At 65.7% G+C, this 13983-nt stretch carries 18 protein-coding genes; 9 read left to right on the top strand and 9 right to left on the bottom strand.

The genetic code is table 11. The features are described from left to right. The first annotated feature begins 201 nt into the window (after nt 1-201). Nucleotides 202-822, top strand: a complete 621-nt coding sequence (ccmA, locus tag AC1RMY_RS24365; RefSeq protein ID WP_492869007.1) for a heme ABC exporter ATP-binding protein CcmA — start codon at nt 202-204, stop codon at nt 820-822. Further along, nucleotides 819-1487, top strand: coding sequence for a heme exporter protein CcmB (gene ccmB, locus AC1RMY_RS24360; protein WP_492869005.1), 669 nt, complete (start codon nt 819-821; stop codon nt 1485-1487). The genes ccmA and ccmB overlap by 4 nt, the downstream gene beginning before the upstream one ends. 19 nt (nt 1488-1506) lie before the next feature. Here the strand turns inward: ccmB and AC1RMY_RS24355 are convergent, their stop codons facing one another. Then, nucleotides 1507-1749, bottom strand: coding sequence for a hypothetical protein (locus AC1RMY_RS24355; protein WP_492869003.1), 243 nt, complete (start codon nt 1747-1749; stop codon nt 1507-1509). A 233-nt stretch (nt 1750-1982) separates the two neighbouring features. On the opposite strand from AC1RMY_RS24355, the gene AC1RMY_RS24350 reads away from it, so the two are divergent. The 4 genes from AC1RMY_RS24350 to AC1RMY_RS24335 all read left to right on the top strand — a co-directional run bounded on the left by AC1RMY_RS24350 (nt 1983) and on the right by AC1RMY_RS24335 (nt 3880). Then, nucleotides 1983-2222, top strand: coding sequence for a hypothetical protein (locus AC1RMY_RS24350; RefSeq protein ID WP_492869001.1), 240 nt, complete (start codon nt 1983-1985; stop codon nt 2220-2222). Between the two features lie 112 nt (nt 2223-2334). Then, a complete protein-coding gene (locus AC1RMY_RS24345) occupies nt 2335-3096 on the top strand; it encodes a heme ABC transporter permease (RefSeq protein ID WP_492869000.1) in 762 nt (253 codons plus the stop codon). Then, nucleotides 3093-3266: a heme exporter protein CcmD gene (ccmD, locus tag AC1RMY_RS24340; protein ID WP_492868998.1), complete on the top strand. Its 174-nt coding sequence runs from the start codon at nt 3093-3095 to the stop codon at nt 3264-3266. Before AC1RMY_RS24345 ends, ccmD begins: the two co-directional genes overlap by 4 nt. Beyond that, nucleotides 3263-3880 carry a DsbE family thiol:disulfide interchange protein gene (locus AC1RMY_RS24335; protein WP_492868996.1) on the top strand — a complete coding sequence of 206 codons (618 nt, stop codon included), beginning with the start codon at nt 3263-3265 and terminating at the stop codon, nt 3878-3880. The genes ccmD and AC1RMY_RS24335 overlap by 4 nt, the downstream gene beginning before the upstream one ends. Nucleotides 3881-3895: 15 nt before the next feature. On the opposite strand, the gene purQ is transcribed toward AC1RMY_RS24335, so the two are convergent. From purQ to purC, 5 genes are all read right to left on the bottom strand, one after another. After that, nucleotides 3896-4591 carry a phosphoribosylformylglycinamidine synthase subunit PurQ gene (gene purQ, locus AC1RMY_RS24330; protein WP_492868994.1) on the bottom strand — a complete coding sequence of 232 codons (696 nt, stop codon included), beginning with the start codon at nt 4589-4591 and terminating at the stop codon, nt 3896-3898. A 3-nt stretch (nt 4592-4594) separates the two neighbouring features. Then, nucleotides 4595-5110 carry a hypothetical protein gene (locus tag AC1RMY_RS24325; protein ID WP_492868993.1) on the bottom strand — a complete coding sequence of 172 codons (516 nt, stop codon included), beginning with the start codon at nt 5108-5110 and terminating at the stop codon, nt 4595-4597. A gap of 18 nt (nt 5111-5128) precedes the next feature. Beyond that, on the bottom strand, nt 5129-5368 hold the full coding sequence (purS, locus tag AC1RMY_RS24320; RefSeq protein ID WP_492868991.1) for a phosphoribosylformylglycinamidine synthase subunit PurS: 240 nt from the start codon (nt 5366-5368) through the stop codon (nt 5129-5131). 82 nt (nt 5369-5450) lie between these two features. Beyond that, nucleotides 5451-6059, bottom strand: coding sequence for a hypothetical protein (locus AC1RMY_RS24315; RefSeq protein ID WP_492868989.1), 609 nt, complete (start codon nt 6057-6059; stop codon nt 5451-5453). Nucleotides 6060-6088: 29 nt separating this feature from the next. Further along, nucleotides 6089-6883, bottom strand: coding sequence for a phosphoribosylaminoimidazolesuccinocarboxamide synthase (purC, locus tag AC1RMY_RS24310; RefSeq protein ID WP_492868987.1), 795 nt, complete (start codon nt 6881-6883; stop codon nt 6089-6091). Nucleotides 6884-7235: 352 nt separating this feature from the next. Between purC and AC1RMY_RS24305 the strand changes: the two genes are divergently transcribed. After that, entirely contained in the window at nt 7236-7559 is a 324-nt protein-coding gene (locus tag AC1RMY_RS24305; RefSeq protein ID WP_492868985.1) for a DUF1476 domain-containing protein, read from the top strand. Nucleotides 7560-7729: 170 nt separating this feature from the next. Further along, entirely contained in the window at nt 7730-8509 is a 780-nt protein-coding gene (locus AC1RMY_RS24300; RefSeq protein WP_492868983.1) for an HpcH/HpaI aldolase family protein, read from the top strand. A 10-nt stretch (nt 8510-8519) separates the two neighbouring features. Here the strand turns inward: AC1RMY_RS24300 and AC1RMY_RS24295 are convergent, their stop codons facing one another. Then, nucleotides 8520-9161, bottom strand: a complete 642-nt coding sequence (locus AC1RMY_RS24295) for a DNA-3-methyladenine glycosylase family protein (protein ID WP_492868981.1) — start codon at nt 9159-9161, stop codon at nt 8520-8522. 217 nt (nt 9162-9378) lie between these two features. On the opposite strand from AC1RMY_RS24295, the gene gluQRS reads away from it, so the two are divergent. Continuing rightward, nucleotides 9379-10275 carry a tRNA glutamyl-Q(34) synthetase GluQRS gene (gene gluQRS / locus AC1RMY_RS24290; RefSeq protein ID WP_492868979.1) on the top strand — a complete coding sequence of 299 codons (897 nt, stop codon included), beginning with the start codon at nt 9379-9381 and terminating at the stop codon, nt 10273-10275. A 10-nt stretch (nt 10276-10285) separates the two neighbouring features. Here gluQRS and AC1RMY_RS24285 read toward each other — a convergent pair whose 3' ends face one another. Together AC1RMY_RS24285 and AC1RMY_RS24280 are read right to left on the bottom strand one after the other, a co-directional pair. Further along, on the bottom strand, nt 10286-11203 hold the full coding sequence (locus tag AC1RMY_RS24285) for an AEC family transporter (protein WP_492868977.1): 918 nt from the start codon (nt 11201-11203) through the stop codon (nt 10286-10288). 112 nt (nt 11204-11315) lie between these two features. Beyond that, nucleotides 11316-13343: a peptidoglycan DD-metalloendopeptidase family protein gene (locus AC1RMY_RS24280; protein ID WP_492868976.1), complete on the bottom strand. Its 2028-nt coding sequence runs from the start codon at nt 13341-13343 to the stop codon at nt 11316-11318. Nucleotides 13344-13983 lie beyond the last annotated feature (640 nt).

Below are 13983 nucleotides of genomic sequence, written 5' to 3'. Positions count from 1 at the left end.
GCGAGCCGACGGACGCCTTGCGGTATCGCCGGATCGAAGGCCTAATGCGCATGACGCGCGCGCCGCCTCGGGAGTGCCCGAGCCCCGCGCCGGATCGGCGTGCGGCGTAGCCACGGGTTCTATAGAGCAATTCCAAGAAGCCCGCTACATGAACGAAGCGCATTCCTTCGCAGTCCTGACGTTCCGGAAGACGCTTCGGCCTTGACGCAATTTTCATTCCCAAACCTCACCCTCGATGCGGAGAATCTCGCCTGCCGTCGCGGCGGTCGCCTGATCTTCGGAGGGCTGACGTTCCGGCTGGGCAATGGCGAGGCGATCGCGCTGACCGGACGCAACGGCGCCGGCAAGTCGAGCCTGCTCGCGATGCTGGGCGGCAGGTTGCGGCCCGACGCCGGGACGATTCGCGTGGAGGGTGCGCCCGAAATCCCCTCGATCGAGCTCAGTCATGTCGTCGGGCATCGCGACGGCTTGAAGACCGCGCTGACGGCGCAGGAGAATCTCGTCTTCGCGCAGTCGCTTCTCGGCGATGCCGCGCTTTCGCCGGCAGACGCGCTCGCCGCTGTCGGATTACCACATGTCGCGGCGCTGCCGGTGGGCTATCTCTCGGCCGGTCAGCGCAGGCGTGTCGCTCTGGCGCGGCTCCTGGTGTCGCGGCGGCCGTTCTGGCTGCTCGACGAGCCGATGTCGGCGCTGGATCTCGCGGCGCAGGCGATGCTGAGCGGGCTGATGCGGGGTCATCTGGCGCAGGGCGGGGCGATCCTGGCGGCGACGCATGGTCCGCTCGGGCTGGATGACGCGCGCGAATTGAGGATCGGCCCGTGAGCCGCGCCTTCCTCGCTATTCTCAGGCGCGATCTCGCGCTGGCCTCGCGGGCCGGTGGCGGTGGCGAACTCGCGCTCGTCTTCTTCCTGACGATCGTGGTGCTCGTGCCCTTCGCGCTCGGGCCGGATCTGAACCTGTTGTCGCGGATCGGGCCGGCCATCCTGTGGCTCGGAGCGCTGCTGTCGATGCTGATCGGGCTCGACCGGCTGTTTCAGGCCGACGAGGAGGATGGCTCGCTCGACCTCATCCGGGCCTCGGTCCTGCCGCTGGAACTCGCCGTGCTGGCCAAGGGGCTGGCGCATTGGCTGACGACTGGCCTGCCGCTCGCGCTGGCCGCCCCGCTGCTTGGACTTCTGGTCGCGCTGCCTGGCGAGGCGATGCTGCCGGTCGCGGCGACGCTTCTGGTCGGCACGCCGGCCCTGAGCTTCATCGGGGCTGGCGGCGCCGCGTTGACGGCCGGATTGCGGCGGGGCGGATTGATCCTGCCCGTGCTGGTCGCGCCGCTGACGGTGCCCGTTCTGATCTTCGGCGTCTCGGCCGCCAATGCCGCGCTCGGCGGGACGATCCCGTTCAGGACGCCCTTCCTGATCCTGTGCGCGCTGTCCCTTTCAGCCGTCGTCATCGGCACCGCGGCCGCGGCTGCGGCCTTGCGGCAGGGCGAGTAGGTTCAGCTATCGCGTGGCTTCAGGCCGATGCCGTTTCGCGGCTCTCGGCTTGCTGCTCGCCGAATTCGACGGCGCAGCCATATTGATTACCGAGGCGCGCGACCGTCCCTGCGATGTCTTTCAGGCAGACTTCGGGACCGGGGTGCCTGCGGCAGATTTCTTCCGCAGTCGCATAGACGTCGAGGACGCGGGACTCATTCGCCTTCGAACGGATCACTGCTTCGATCTCGCGCTGAATGCCATCGGGCAGATGCTCGAGCATGGTTCTCTCCCCCTCGTTTCCTTTCTAGGCTAACGGATAGGCCGGAACATGGCAAGATTACGCTAGGTAAATACCCAATCATTCCAATTAGTTAGTCATTCGGGTCAGAAGCGCTTCCGCCGCTGTTCGCTGATCATATGCAGAAGGCGGCCGGTACTGTCGATCTTGTCACCGAGCAGCATGTGCTTATGGTGCCTCTTACTCATTCAATGGCATCGGGTGGGATAGAACAGATGGCAGAGCTGGAGCGGCCCGAGCGCCTTCAGATCATGTTGAGTCGCAGCGAGTTGAGGGCGCTGGAGGACTGGCGCTTCGACAAGCGGATGCCGAGCCGGGCCGCGGCCGTGCGCGAACTGCTGCGCCGCGGACTTGCGGCGGAGGGCTTCGCCGTCGCCGGCGCAGGGGCCCGTTCGCAGGATTTCGGTGTCGTCGGGCCGAACAAGACCAGCGACGCATCGGGGAGCGGTAGCTGATTCCCGGCGTCGCCGGTGTCGCATGGTCGGCAAGCGCATTGCTGGTCACGGCGTGCATTGGTAAAGCTGCGGCGGCAGCTGTGGGGGCAGCCCCCGAGCATGATGCGATGACATGGCTGGCCTGATCGACCTTGCGAACCCGACGCGCTTCATGCGCCTCGCCGCCGTGCTGCTGCCCTGGCTTGCGGGTGCAGCCGCGTTGCTGCTGGCGGTCGGCTTCTATCTCGCCTGGTTCGTCGCTCCCGCCGACTACCAGCAGGGTGAGACGATCCGCATCATGTTCGTGCATGTGCCGGCCGCTTGGCTGGCGCTGATGTTCTATTCCGTGATGTCGCTCTCGGCGCTCGGTACGCTGGTCTGGCGGCATCCGCTCGCGGATGTCGCGCAGAAGGCGGCGGCTCCGATCGGCGCCGGCTTCGCGCTGATCTGCCTCTTGACCGGCGCCTTCTGGGGCAAGCCGATGTGGGGCACCTACTGGGTCTGGGATGCGCGGCTGACCTCGGTGCTCGTGCTCTTCCTGATCTATCTCGGCATCATGGCGCTGTGGCGCACGCTGGACGAGCCGTCGCGGGCCGGCCGCGCGGTCGCGATCCTGACGCTGGTCGGCTTCGTCAATGTGCCGATCATCAAGTTCTCGGTCGACTGGTGGAACACGTTGCATCAGCCGGCCTCGGTGCTGCGGATGGGCGGGCCGACGATCCATCCCTCGATGCTCTGGCCGCTGCTGATCCTGGCCATCGGCTTCACCTGCCTGGCGCTGGCGCTGCATCTCGGCGCGATGCGGGCCGAGATCATGCGGCGGCGCGTGCGGACGCTGACGATCCTCGAGGCCGAGCGGCTCGACCGGCTCGCGGCTGAGGGTTCACCGGCATGACCAGTCTTGGACCGCATGCCGGTTTCATCCTGGCGTCCTATGCCACTGTCGCCGTCGTGCTGGGCGGGCTGATGCTGGCGGTGACGCTCGATCACCGCGCCCAGAAGCGGGCGCTGGCCGAACTGGAGCAGCGTGGAGCGGGCCGCCGTTCGGAGCGGCGAGCGTCATGAGCCAGATCGAGAATCAAGGCGAGCGCGCTGCCGACGTCGCGCAGCGCCGGCGTTCGCCGTTGATTTTCCTCGTGCCGCTGATCGTGTTTGCGGCCCTCGCCATGGTTTTCATGGTCGGACTGTTTTCCGGCGATGCGAGCAAGGTGCCCTCGGCGCTGATCGGCAAGCCGGCGCCGCCGATCACGCTGACCGCGCTCGAAGGGCTGCAGCGGGAGGGGAAGCCGGTGCCGGCCTTCGGCATGGCGGATCTCGCGGCCGGGCGCGCCACCATCGTCAATGTCTTCGCGAGCTGGTGCGCGCCCTGCCGGGTCGAGCACCCGTTCTTGGTGGCGTTGGCGGACGCGCCGGCCGTCAAGGCGGGCAAGGTTGCCGTCGTCGGGCTGAACTACAAGGACGAGGCCGAGAACGCCCGGCGCTTCCTCGGCGCGCTCGGGAATCCCTATTCCGCCGTGGGCGTCGATCGCGCAGGGCGCGCGGCGATCGAATGGGGCGTCTATGGCGTGCCCGAGACCTTCGTCATCGGGCCGGACGGACGCATCCTCGAAAAGCACGTCGGCGCGCTGGACGCGGCATCCGCCGGTAAGCTCCTGGCGCGGGCGATGGCGGCCCGCTGATCACACCGCCTGACGTCAAGCGGCTTGCTTGCCGCCCATCAGGCTCTCGAACATGCCGCGGCCATCGGTGCCGCCGGTGAGCGAATCGATCAGGTTCTCCGGGTGCGGCATCAGGCCCAGCACATTGAAGCCGGGCGAATAGATGCCGGCGATGCCGTTCAGCGAGCCGTTGGGGTTGGCTGTTTCCGTCACCTGCCCCTGGGCATCGGCATAGCGGAAGGCGACGAGTCCCTCGCCCTCGAGCCGTGCCAGCGTCTCCGGATCGGCGATGTAGTTGCCTTCGCCATGGGCGATGCAGACGTCGATGACCTGGCCCTTGGCATAGGCGCTGGTATAGGGCGTGTCGTTGCGCTCGACCGTCAGGTGCTGGCGGCGGCAGACGAATTTCAGGTCGGCATTGCGCATCAGAATGCCCGGCAGCAGGCCCGCCTCGCAGGCGATCTGGAAGCCGTTGCAGATGCCGAGCACGAAGCCGCCGCGGGCGGCATGGGCCCTCGTCGCATCCATGATGTGGGCGCGGCCGGCGATGGCGCCGGTGCGCAGATAGTCGCCATAGGAGAAGCCGCCCGGCAGCACGACGAGATCGGTGCCCGCCGGCAGCTCAGTGTCGGCGTGCCAGACATGGGCGACGCTGGCGCCGGCCTGCTTCAGCGCCTTGGCGACGTCGCCGTCGCGGTTCGAGCCGGGAAAGGTGATGACGGCGGCTTTCATCAATTATGCTCCATCTCTGAAATTTGTGTATTGGCCATAATCTCGATTGAATAGATCCACGGCAATGTCATCCACGTCAGAATTGCTGGGTACTATGTCGATGTAATTTTGGAATGCTGTACGAAATCCAATATATCCGCCAATTGTTTCACGCATTTGGCCAAGTTTATCTGGCAGTCCTAAGAAGCGTTTCAGTACTAATAAGACTCCAGGCACAGAAGCTATTACACTCAGCAAAACTGTTTTTGTGTGAGAGATGCAGTCTTGAAATGAATCTTGACTTGTCAATGCATGTTTGCATACTCCGGTGTATATAACGATATTATCAATCATCTTAGTTTGAGTTAAATAAGTTACTGCGGACGCGGTTGCCAATATGCTGGCTATTGCTCCAATGCTATCAATTGAAAAATTCAAAGCAGATAAATTTCTAGCTCGAGAACGAATCCGTTTTAGAGCTGTATTACATTCAACAATGGATTCTGCTGCGGGGACTAAAATCGCGGATGAATGAGGCACGGATTTGCTCCTCAGAGATCAATGAATCTCTATACCGTAGTTTTCGATCACGGTGTTGGCGAGGAGCTTTTCGCAGGCGTCCTTGAGCGCGGTCTCGGCGGCTGCCTTGTCCGAGCCCGAGAGGTCGATGTCGAAAACCTTGCCCTGGCGGACCGCGCCAATGCCGTCGATGCCGAGCGATTTCAATGCGCCCTCGATCGCCTTGCCCTGCGGGTCGAGCACGCCGGTCTTGAGGGTGACGGTGACGCGGGCTTTCATGGGAATCTCCGGACAAGCGCTGTGCGGGTGCCTTACCGGCGAATCGAGCCGGGCTCAACCTTTTCGCGCAGTTTCACGTGAATCAGCGGCTGCGCCATGCGGCGGCCGCATCGCGGCGGGCCGCCTCGGCATTCTCGGCAACGGCGAGCGCGACGACGAGGCGATCCCTCTCACGGCCATAGAGAATTGCGGTGACGGCCTGGCGTGCCGGCGAGGCTTTCGATCTGATGGTGACGACGACGCCTCGGGCCTCCGGCACGTCGAAGCGAGCGATATCCGTCGTGCTGCGGTCCGGTGCCGGCTTGGCCGGTTTTCTGGTCTTGCGCTGGCGTTCGGCTGCGTTCTCGGCCGCGAGCCGCGCAAACGAACGGGCGAGTTCGGCTGGGGAGGCGGAGAGGGCCTCCTCCATCCGGCGGCCCCGACTACCCCCAAAGGCGACGAGCGCGGCAAAGCCCCGGTGAGGGCAGGTCTCGCCGGGGCAGAACGCCATGGTTCGCGCCTCGACGCCATCATTCAGCACCCAGGTCCCGATCGGCAATGGCTGCCAACCCTGCGACGCTGGAAGCTCCGCGAAACCGAACCCAAACTGGTTCGCACAGGCGGAAAGCAGGAAGGCGCAGCCGGCGATCGCAGCCATGACGCGAAAACGGGAGCGCGTGCGCTCCCGTTTCGAGATCAATGATTGCGTCATGCCGGAGCCCATAGCGCCGGGCTTCTCGCTTACTGGACCAGCCGGGGGCCGGCGGGGCCGACCTTCTCGTTCTCGCCGAGGATGCCGAGGCGGCGCGCCACCTCGGTATAGGCCTCGATGAGCCCGCCCATGTCGCGGCGGAAGCGGTCCTTGTCCATCTTGTCCTTCGACTTGATGTCCCAGAGCCGGCAGGAATCGGGGCTGATCTCGTCGGCGACGACGATGCGCATCATCTCGCCTTCCCAGAGCCGGCCGCATTCCATCTTGAAGTCGACGAGACGGATGCCGGCGCCGAGGAAGAGGCCGGAGAGGAAATCGTTGACGCGGATGGCGAGCGCCATGATGTCGTCGATCTCCTGCGGCGTCGCCCAGCCGAAGGCGGTAATGTGCTCTTCCGAGACCATCGGGTCGTTCAGCGCGTCGTTCTTGTAATAGAACTCGATGATCGAGCGCGGCAGCTGCGTGCCTTCCTCGAGCCCGAGGCGTGTCGCCAGCGAGCCGGCTGCGACATTGCGGACGACGACCTCGAGCGGAATGATCTCGACCTCGCGGATCAGCTGCTCGCGCATGTTCAGCCGTCGGATGAAATGCGTGGGGACGCCGATATCGTTCAGGTTCGAGAAGATGTGCTCGCAGATGCGGTTGTTGAGCACGCCCTTGCCGTCGATCACTTCATGCTTCTTGGCGTTGAAGGCGGTGGCGTCATCCTTGAAGTGCTGGATCAGCGTACCGGGCTCGGGTCCCTCATAGAGGACCTTCGCCTTGCCTTCGTAGATGCGACGGCGGCGATTCATTGGGATGTACCGTGGCTTGAGGAAATCCAAAGGTCGGCCTTTCTCTGGACGCAGGTCACCCTGCGGCGGGATCTGGGCCCCTGATCAGCCGGTTCGGCACCAATCCGTGCTGATTCCGATCAGGTTGGAATCAGCGTAGACCGCGCTGCCGGCCGGCTCAATATTCACGCGACGGAGGTTAAGGTCGCCTGAGTGCCCGCTATATGGCCCTTCTGCAGTGCAAACGCAACAAACGGGTCCGAGCCTCGGGTTTGCGGGCGCGGGTCTGTCGGGGGGATACGAACCGCAATCCGGACTGGTCTCGCGTGGCGCGGCATCCTATATGGCAGCAATATGCCTTCCGAGCCCTTCCAGGCCGTGCCCCGCGAGAGGACAGACCCGCATGACCACCTTCGATCAGCGCAAGGATGCCTTCGAGACCAAGTTCGCACTCGACGAGGAGCTGCGCTTCAAGGCGACGGCGCGGCGCAACAAGCTGCTCGGCCTCTGGGCGGCGGCGAAGCTGGGCAAGAGCGGCGCCGATGCGGATGCCTATGCGAAGGCGGTCGTCGTGGCCGATTTCGAGGAGGCCGGCGACGAGGACGTCGTGCGCAAGGTCAAGGGCGATTTTGCGAGCGCCAGCGTCGCGGCGAGCGACGAGGAAATCCGGCAGGTGATGACCGAGCTGCTGATCAAGGCGGCCGAGGAAATCCAGGCCGGCCGCTGAGCCGGACGGGCTTACCGGGCAGGTCGCCTGAAAACGCAGGGCGTGCAAAAACGCAAGACGTAATTGAAGCGGGCGCATGGGCGCCCGTTTGCATTTTCGCGCCCGCCCGGTCCAACGTGGCGCACCCGCCTCGCTATCGAAGAGCGGGCCTGCAACGGATGAAACGCGCCATGGCCACACCGACCGTCCTCTCCTCGCTCGCCGACCGCCTCGCCAAGGGCGACACGATCGTCTCGGCCTGGTGCGGCCTGCCCGAGCCGGGCATCGCCGGCCTGCTGGCGCGTGCGAATTTCGATGCCGTCACGCTCGACATGCAGCACGGCCCGATCACGCTGGGCGAGGTCATCAAGGCCGTGCCGCTGATCAACGCCGCCGGCAAGCCGGCGCTGGCGCGCATCCCGGTCGGCGAATTCCAGAACGTCTCGCGGCTGTTCGATGCCGGGGTCTCCGGCGTCATCGCCCCGATGATCAACACGATGGCGGATGCCCGCACCTTCGCGGCCTATTCGAAATATCCGCCGATGGGCGAACGGAGCTGGGGCAGCTATGGCGGCCTCGGGGCCTCGGGGCTCGACCAGAACGGCTATCTGCGCGAAGCGAACCGCTTCTCGCTCTCCTTCGCCATGATCGAGACCCGTGAAGCGATGGCGATCCTCGATGACATTCTGGCGCTGGACGGCATCGATGCCGTCTTCGTCGGCCCGTCCGATCTCTCGATCGCGCTGTCGGGCGGCAAGGAGGTCAATCCGCTCTCGGCCGAGGTCGACCAGGCGATCCGCCATATCATCGCCCGCGCCTCCGCTGCCGGAAAGCCGGTCGCGATCTATGCGCAGTCGGCCGAGCGGGCCAAGGCCTTCCTCGACATGGGCGCGAAGCTCGTCACCGTGATGAGCGACAGCGCCTTCCTGCGCAGTGCTGCTGATGTCGCGCTGAAGGTGGTGGGACGCTGAATGCCGGGCGTCAGGTGTTGACGCCCTCGCGGGATTTGAGCGCCGCGTAATAGGCCCAGAGCAGGCGGGCGGCGACGCCGCGCCAGGGGCGCCAGCCCTCCGCCAGCACCTCGAGTTCGGCGGCTCTCGGCCGTGCCGGGAGGCCGAAGGCGACGCGCGCGGCTTCCTGGATCGCGAGATCGCCCGGTGCGAAGCCGTCGCGATGGCCGAGGCAGAACAAGAGATAGATGTCCGCCGTCCAAGGGCCGATCCCTGAGACCGCGGTCATCAGGGCATGGACCCGCTCGGGTGTCGCGGTTTCGAGCGCTTCGAGGGTGAGATCTCCCCCGGCGATGGCGGCCGCGACCGCGCGCATGGTGCGCTGCTTCGGGCGTGACAAACCCGACAGCCGCATCTCCTCATCCGTAGCCGCGAGGACTCGCTCCGGCGTCAACGGAGCCAGCACCGTTTCGACGCGGGCCCAGACGGCGCGGGCGCTCGCGACAGAGAGCTGCTGCGAGACGATGATGGCGGCAAGGCCGGCAAAGCCGCCCTCGCGCCGGCGCAGGGGCGGAACGCCGGTGCGCTCGATGATCGCGGCCCAATCGGGATGGAGCGCGCGCAGCGCCGCCATGCCCTCTTCGAGATCCGCGTCGCAGGTGATCTTGTGCATCGTCATATCAGCGCGCAGGATTGTGCCCAATCTCGTCAGCAACTGTCATCGTCATTGTCTCTGCGTTATTCCGAACATGCCGCGGAAGCGGCGCCGCTCCGGAGTCCGTCGGAGGGCGATGTGCCTTACGATGGATTCCGGGTCTCCGCTGCGATGCGCCCGGAATGACGGCGCCGGTGGCCTTGGCCGCTCGGGAACAAGATCATAGACACGCAGCATGGCCTCGTCCCCTCCCGATACCGCGCAGCCGGTTCTGCGCTTCGCGCCGAGCCCGAACGGGCGGCTGCATCTCGGGCACGCCCTGTCGGCGCTGACCAATGCGCGTTTCGCGGCGCGGATGGGCGGGCGGCTTTTGCTGCGGATCGAGGATATCGACCGCGAACGCTGCACGCCGCAGCTCGAGCAGGCTCTGCGCGACGATCTGGCCTGGCTGGGGATTGGTTTCGAAGCGCAGGTGCGGCGCCAGTCCGAGCATTTCGACGACTATGCCGCCGCGCTCGAAGATCTTTGCCGGCGGGAGCTGGTCTATCCCTGCTTCTGTTCGCGCCAGCAGGTGCGGATGGCGGTTGCGGTGCGGGGGGCGGCATCAGGCGAAACGTGGTCTGTCGATCCGGACGGCGCGCCGCTCTATCCGGGGACCTGTCGCGCCTTGGGCCGGGCGGAAGCGCAGGCCCGCATCGCCGCCGGCGAGCCGCATGTGCTGCGCCTCCACATGAAGCGGGCGCTGGCGATGGTTGGAAACGACATCTCTTATGTCGTCTTCGACGAGGCGGGGCAGAGTCGCACCGTGCAGGCCCGGCCGGAGCGCTGGGGCGATGTCGTGCTGGCGCGCCGTGACGTCCCGACCAGCTACCACCTCTCGGTCGTCATCGACGATGCTTTGCAGGGCGTGACCCATGTCGTGCGCGGCAAGGATCTGGAAGCGGCGACCGACATCCACGCCTTGCTGCAGCATCTGTTCGGCCTGCCGGCGCCGCTTTATCATTTCCATGAGCTGCTGACCGACGAGACCGGCCGAAAGCTGGCGAAGAGCCGCCAGTCGGAAAGCCTCGCCGATCTGAGGGCGCGGGGCGCCACGGCAACAGCTCTCCGGCATAAGCTCGGCTTCGCCTGAGCGGGCGGGTTCAGCCGACACCGAGCCAGTTCAACCAGGCGGCCGTCGTGAACAGCGAAATCAGGGTGGAGAGGGTGATCGCGCTCGAGGCGTCGGCGATGCCCTGCCTGTAGCGCTCGGCGAAGAGATAGGCGTTGATGCCGCAGGGGCAGGCGGCGAAGAGCACGGCGACGCCTGACCAGTGCACCGGCATGTCGAAGAGGCGGGTCGCCAGCAGATAGACGATCAGCGGGTGCAGGCCGAGCTTGAGGACGCTCAGCACGCTCGGCAACCCGAGGCCGGATTCCAGCCCGTAGCGGCGCATGCTGATGCCCAGGCTGATCAGGGCGCAGGGCACGGCGGCATTAGCGATCAGGTCGATCAGCGTCCAGAACGGAGCCGGAAGCTGGTCGACGACGGGACGAGACAGCGTACCCAGAATGATGCCGATGATGATCGGGTGGGTGAAGAGGCGCCGGAACAGCATCGTGACCGAGGCCGTGCGGCCTTCGGCCAAAAGGGTCGCGATCGTCATCGTCACCGGCAGGTGGACCGCCAGGAGCAGGCCGAGCGGCACCGCGCCAGCGTCGCCATAGGCCTTCAGGATCATCGGCACGCCGACGAAGACGGTGTTGGATTGTGCGGCGGCAAAGCCCGAAACGACGAGTTCAGGGCCCTTGCGGGCGAAGAAGCGGCTGGCGATCAGCATGGCGAGCGCCCAGACGATGGTCAGTCCGGTGAAATAGGCGATCCAGTAACCCCAGGGCTGGGCCTGAGGGATGTCTGCCTTGGCCAACGTCCGGAACAGCAGGCAGGGAACCGCCAGCACAAAGACGAAATCCGAGAGGCCCTCGCCGGTGGTCTCGCGCAAAAGCCGTGTCCAGCGCGCGACATAACCGAGCGCGATCAAACCGAAGACGGGCAGGACGACGAGAAGGGCGGCGAGCATCGGCGCGGCACCTGCGAGAGCAAAGGGACGATCCTTTGCCGGTGTGCGTTCGAAGTCTGGAAGTCAAGCCATCACTGCAGGTCGCAGCGACTTTCGGGTCTCGGCTATGCGCTCAGCGCAGCTGTGCGAGCGTGCCGCCGGCGCGTTCGATCAGGCCCTGGATCTCGTCGCGCTGGCGCTTGTATTCGACCAGGGCGGACCCCTGGAGCTCACGGCCGCGCGGCACGCGAATCTTCATCGGATTGACGAAGTTGCCGTTGACCTTGACCTCGTAGTGCAGATGCGGCCCCGTCGACAGGCCGGTCGAGCCGAGATAGCCGATGACCTGACCTTGGCGGACCTTCGCGCCCGGCTCGATGCCCTTGGCGAAGTTCGACTGGTGGGAATAGGTCGTCACATAGCCGTTGGCGTGCTGAATGACCGTGTGCTTGCCATAGCCGGATGACCAGCCGGCCTCGAGCACGGTGCCGTTGCCGGCGGCCAGGATCGGCGTGCCGATGCGGTTGGCCCAGTCCACGCCGGTATGCATCTTCGAGTAGCGCATGATCGGGTGGTAACGCATTCCGAACCCCGAGCGCATCTCCGCATCGGCGATCGGCTTGCGCAGGAGGAACTTCTTCAGCGACTTTCCTTCTTCGTCGAAATACTCGATCAGCCCGTCCTCGGGCGCCTGAAAGCGGAAGACGCGGCGTGTCTCGCCACCGACGGTGAGCGATGCCGAAAGAATTTCGCCGCGCTCGCCCTCGTCGTCTTCGGTGAAAATGACCTCGAGATTGTCGCCGCCGCGTACGCGCTGCTGGAAATCGATATCATAAGAGAAGATGCGGACGAGTTCGTCGATCATCGGCCGCGGCAGATCGTGCCGCATGCCGGTCTCATAGAGGCTCTCATAGAGGCGCGCGCCGCTGCCGCCCTCGTCATCCTCCTCCTCGTCGTCATTCTTCCGCTGCGGGCGCTGCGGGCTGGCCAATTCCTGCCTCGGCAGGTTGACGGAGACGAACAGGCCCTTGTCGTTGACGGCGACAGTGCCGTCCGGTTGGCCATTGGTCAGGAGCGAAACACGGACGATCTGGCGCGCGTCGCCTGGATTCGGGCCCGGTGCATAAAGAGCCTGCAGCACCTGGCCGTCGGGCAGGGCGGCGGTCCGAACCCGGCCGCCGAAAGCCTGCATCATGCCGCGGATCTGGTCCGGGGCGGCGCCTGCGCTGCGCATCACCTGCTCGAAATTCTCGCCGCGCTTGGCGAGAAGCAGCTTTTCCTCGACGAGCGGCTCGCGCGATGCGGCCATCGGCGTCTTCGGTGCGTTGGTGACGTTTTCGGGAACGACACGGACCTCGATGCCCGAGAAGCGGGTGGTGTCGGTCGGAGGCGCATAGGAGAGCAGGTCACTGCCTGGGCCCGTCACGCCGCCGAGGGTGCGGCTCAGCATCAATTGCGGCGGGATCGGCAGGGGGCGCTGGCGCCCGGTCGCGGCGAGGTTGGCGCGTTCCTCCTCGATCTGGGTGATGACCTCGGCGTCGCCGAGCTGGGCCTTGCCCGGTGGTATCACGATGTCGGCGAGATCGCGCTTGACGATGGTGACGTCGGCATCCGGCATTTCGAGGATGGGTTCGGCATAGCGCTCGTTCGCCTGGCCGCCCTCGGCGAACAGGCGCAGCGGGTTGAAGGGCGGAATGTTGGTGGCGTAGACGCCGGTGGTCAGCGACAGGCTGGAAGCGAGCCGCACGAAGGGCCGCACGCGAATCACCTCGCGATTGCCGACGCGCTGGGACATCGGCGCCCGCACCGAATGCCGCGCCGCCATCACCGGCTGATCGGCGACGAGCTTGTCGGCCTTGCGGGCACCGCCGCCATCGCCCGCAGCTGAAGAGGCCCGGGCCGCGACGGTCTCGGGCTGTTCCGGAAAGCTGGTGTCGCCCCGCATTGCGACCAGGATCGCTGCGCCGAGAAGTGCTGCGCCGCAGGAGCCGACCAGAGCGCAGGCCGCGAGCCAGCGCAGCGAGACGCCGCGCCGATCGAGCGGTTGCTGGCTCGCGCCGGCGGGCTGGATCGGCGGCTCGATCCCGAGATCGACCAGAAGGGCGGCTGCCTCGGGGGCGAGCGGCTCGGCCGGAAGGTTGAACTCGGGGTGGGCGTTCATCGTGAGGCGTCTTACGATCCTTGAGACTCTGGCGATCCCGAGACGACGATCCCGGGGATCACAAGCCCGAAAGCAGTCCGAACGAACGAGCCTCGGCGCAAGGTCCTCGGCCTGAGAAGCTGAACAGCGGCAATCCCGGTGGGCGGCCGCCCGTTCCGAACGGCGCCCGTCGAGACCATGCCCGTGTCCCCGGCCAGAATCAATCCGGATGGCGGCCTGGCCGCTGCTGTGACCGGCGAATGCGGCTGTTTGCGGGCGCTGCCTCGTCTCGGCGAGCGCAACATACGCGCGCGCACGTATATAGAAGTCGAAGACCTGCTCGGAACGCCGTCGCCGGCGGGTTTCGTGCCGATTGTCGAAAAACTTTCAAAAAGGGCGTTGACACCCGGCGGGGGTCCCGCCTATAAACCGCCCATCGAGACGGCGCCGCCGCTGAGCGGCGCCTCTTCTGCGCTTCACTGGATGGCCAGGCCTTGTAGCCGACTAGCTCGGCGGCTTGCCTGTCTCTGTTGAGGCGACGCTGTTTGAAAACTGAAGACAGAAAGAGAAACGTGGACGGCGGAGTTCTTGCGGACTTGCCTACGGGCAAGTCATACGAGACTTCGGTGTGCTGCGTTTTACAAGAGCCATCGCTGATGAC

It is taken from the genome of Allobosea sp. GW822-FHT03F07 (assembly GCF_058801345.1).
Note: the sequence above shows the minus strand (reverse complement) of the source record. Positions and strands in the feature narration are given on the sequence as shown.

What these genes read in the sequence shown, in the direction of transcription:
- AC1RMY_RS24355 (WP_492869003.1), bottom strand. Translation starts at nt 1,749, where the DNA reads ATGCTCGAGCATCTGCCCGATGGCATTCAGCGCGAGATCGAAGCAGTG.
- AC1RMY_RS24350 (WP_492869001.1), top strand. Translation starts at nt 1,983, where the DNA reads ATGGCAGAGCTGGAGCGGCCCGAGCGCCTTCAGATCATGTTGAGTCGC.
- AC1RMY_RS24345 (WP_492869000.1), top strand. Translation starts at nt 2,335, where the DNA reads ATGGCTGGCCTGATCGACCTTGCGAACCCGACGCGCTTCATGCGCCTC.
- ccmD (WP_492868998.1), top strand. Translation starts at nt 3,093, where the DNA reads ATGACCAGTCTTGGACCGCATGCCGGTTTCATCCTGGCGTCCTATGCC.
- AC1RMY_RS24335 (WP_492868996.1), top strand. Translation starts at nt 3,263, where the DNA reads ATGAGCCAGATCGAGAATCAAGGCGAGCGCGCTGCCGACGTCGCGCAG.
- purQ (WP_492868994.1), bottom strand. Translation starts at nt 4,591, where the DNA reads ATGAAAGCCGCCGTCATCACCTTTCCCGGCTCGAACCGCGACGGCGAC.
- purS (WP_492868991.1), bottom strand. Translation starts at nt 5,368, where the DNA reads ATGAAAGCCCGCGTCACCGTCACCCTCAAGACCGGCGTGCTCGACCCG.
- AC1RMY_RS24315 (WP_492868989.1), bottom strand. Translation starts at nt 6,059, where the DNA reads ATGACGCAATCATTGATCTCGAAACGGGAGCGCACGCGCTCCCGTTTT.
- AC1RMY_RS24305 (WP_492868985.1), top strand. Translation starts at nt 7,236, where the DNA reads ATGACCACCTTCGATCAGCGCAAGGATGCCTTCGAGACCAAGTTCGCA.
- AC1RMY_RS24300 (WP_492868983.1), top strand. Translation starts at nt 7,730, where the DNA reads ATGGCCACACCGACCGTCCTCTCCTCGCTCGCCGACCGCCTCGCCAAG.
- AC1RMY_RS24295 (WP_492868981.1), bottom strand. Translation starts at nt 9,161, where the DNA reads ATGCACAAGATCACCTGCGACGCGGATCTCGAAGAGGGCATGGCGGCG.
- gluQRS (WP_492868979.1), top strand. Translation starts at nt 9,379, where the DNA reads ATGGCCTCGTCCCCTCCCGATACCGCGCAGCCGGTTCTGCGCTTCGCG.
- AC1RMY_RS24285 (WP_492868977.1), bottom strand. Translation starts at nt 11,203, where the DNA reads ATGCTCGCCGCCCTTCTCGTCGTCCTGCCCGTCTTCGGTTTGATCGCG.
- AC1RMY_RS24280 (WP_492868976.1), bottom strand. Translation starts at nt 13,343, where the DNA reads ATGAACGCCCACCCCGAGTTCAACCTTCCGGCCGAGCCGCTCGCCCCC.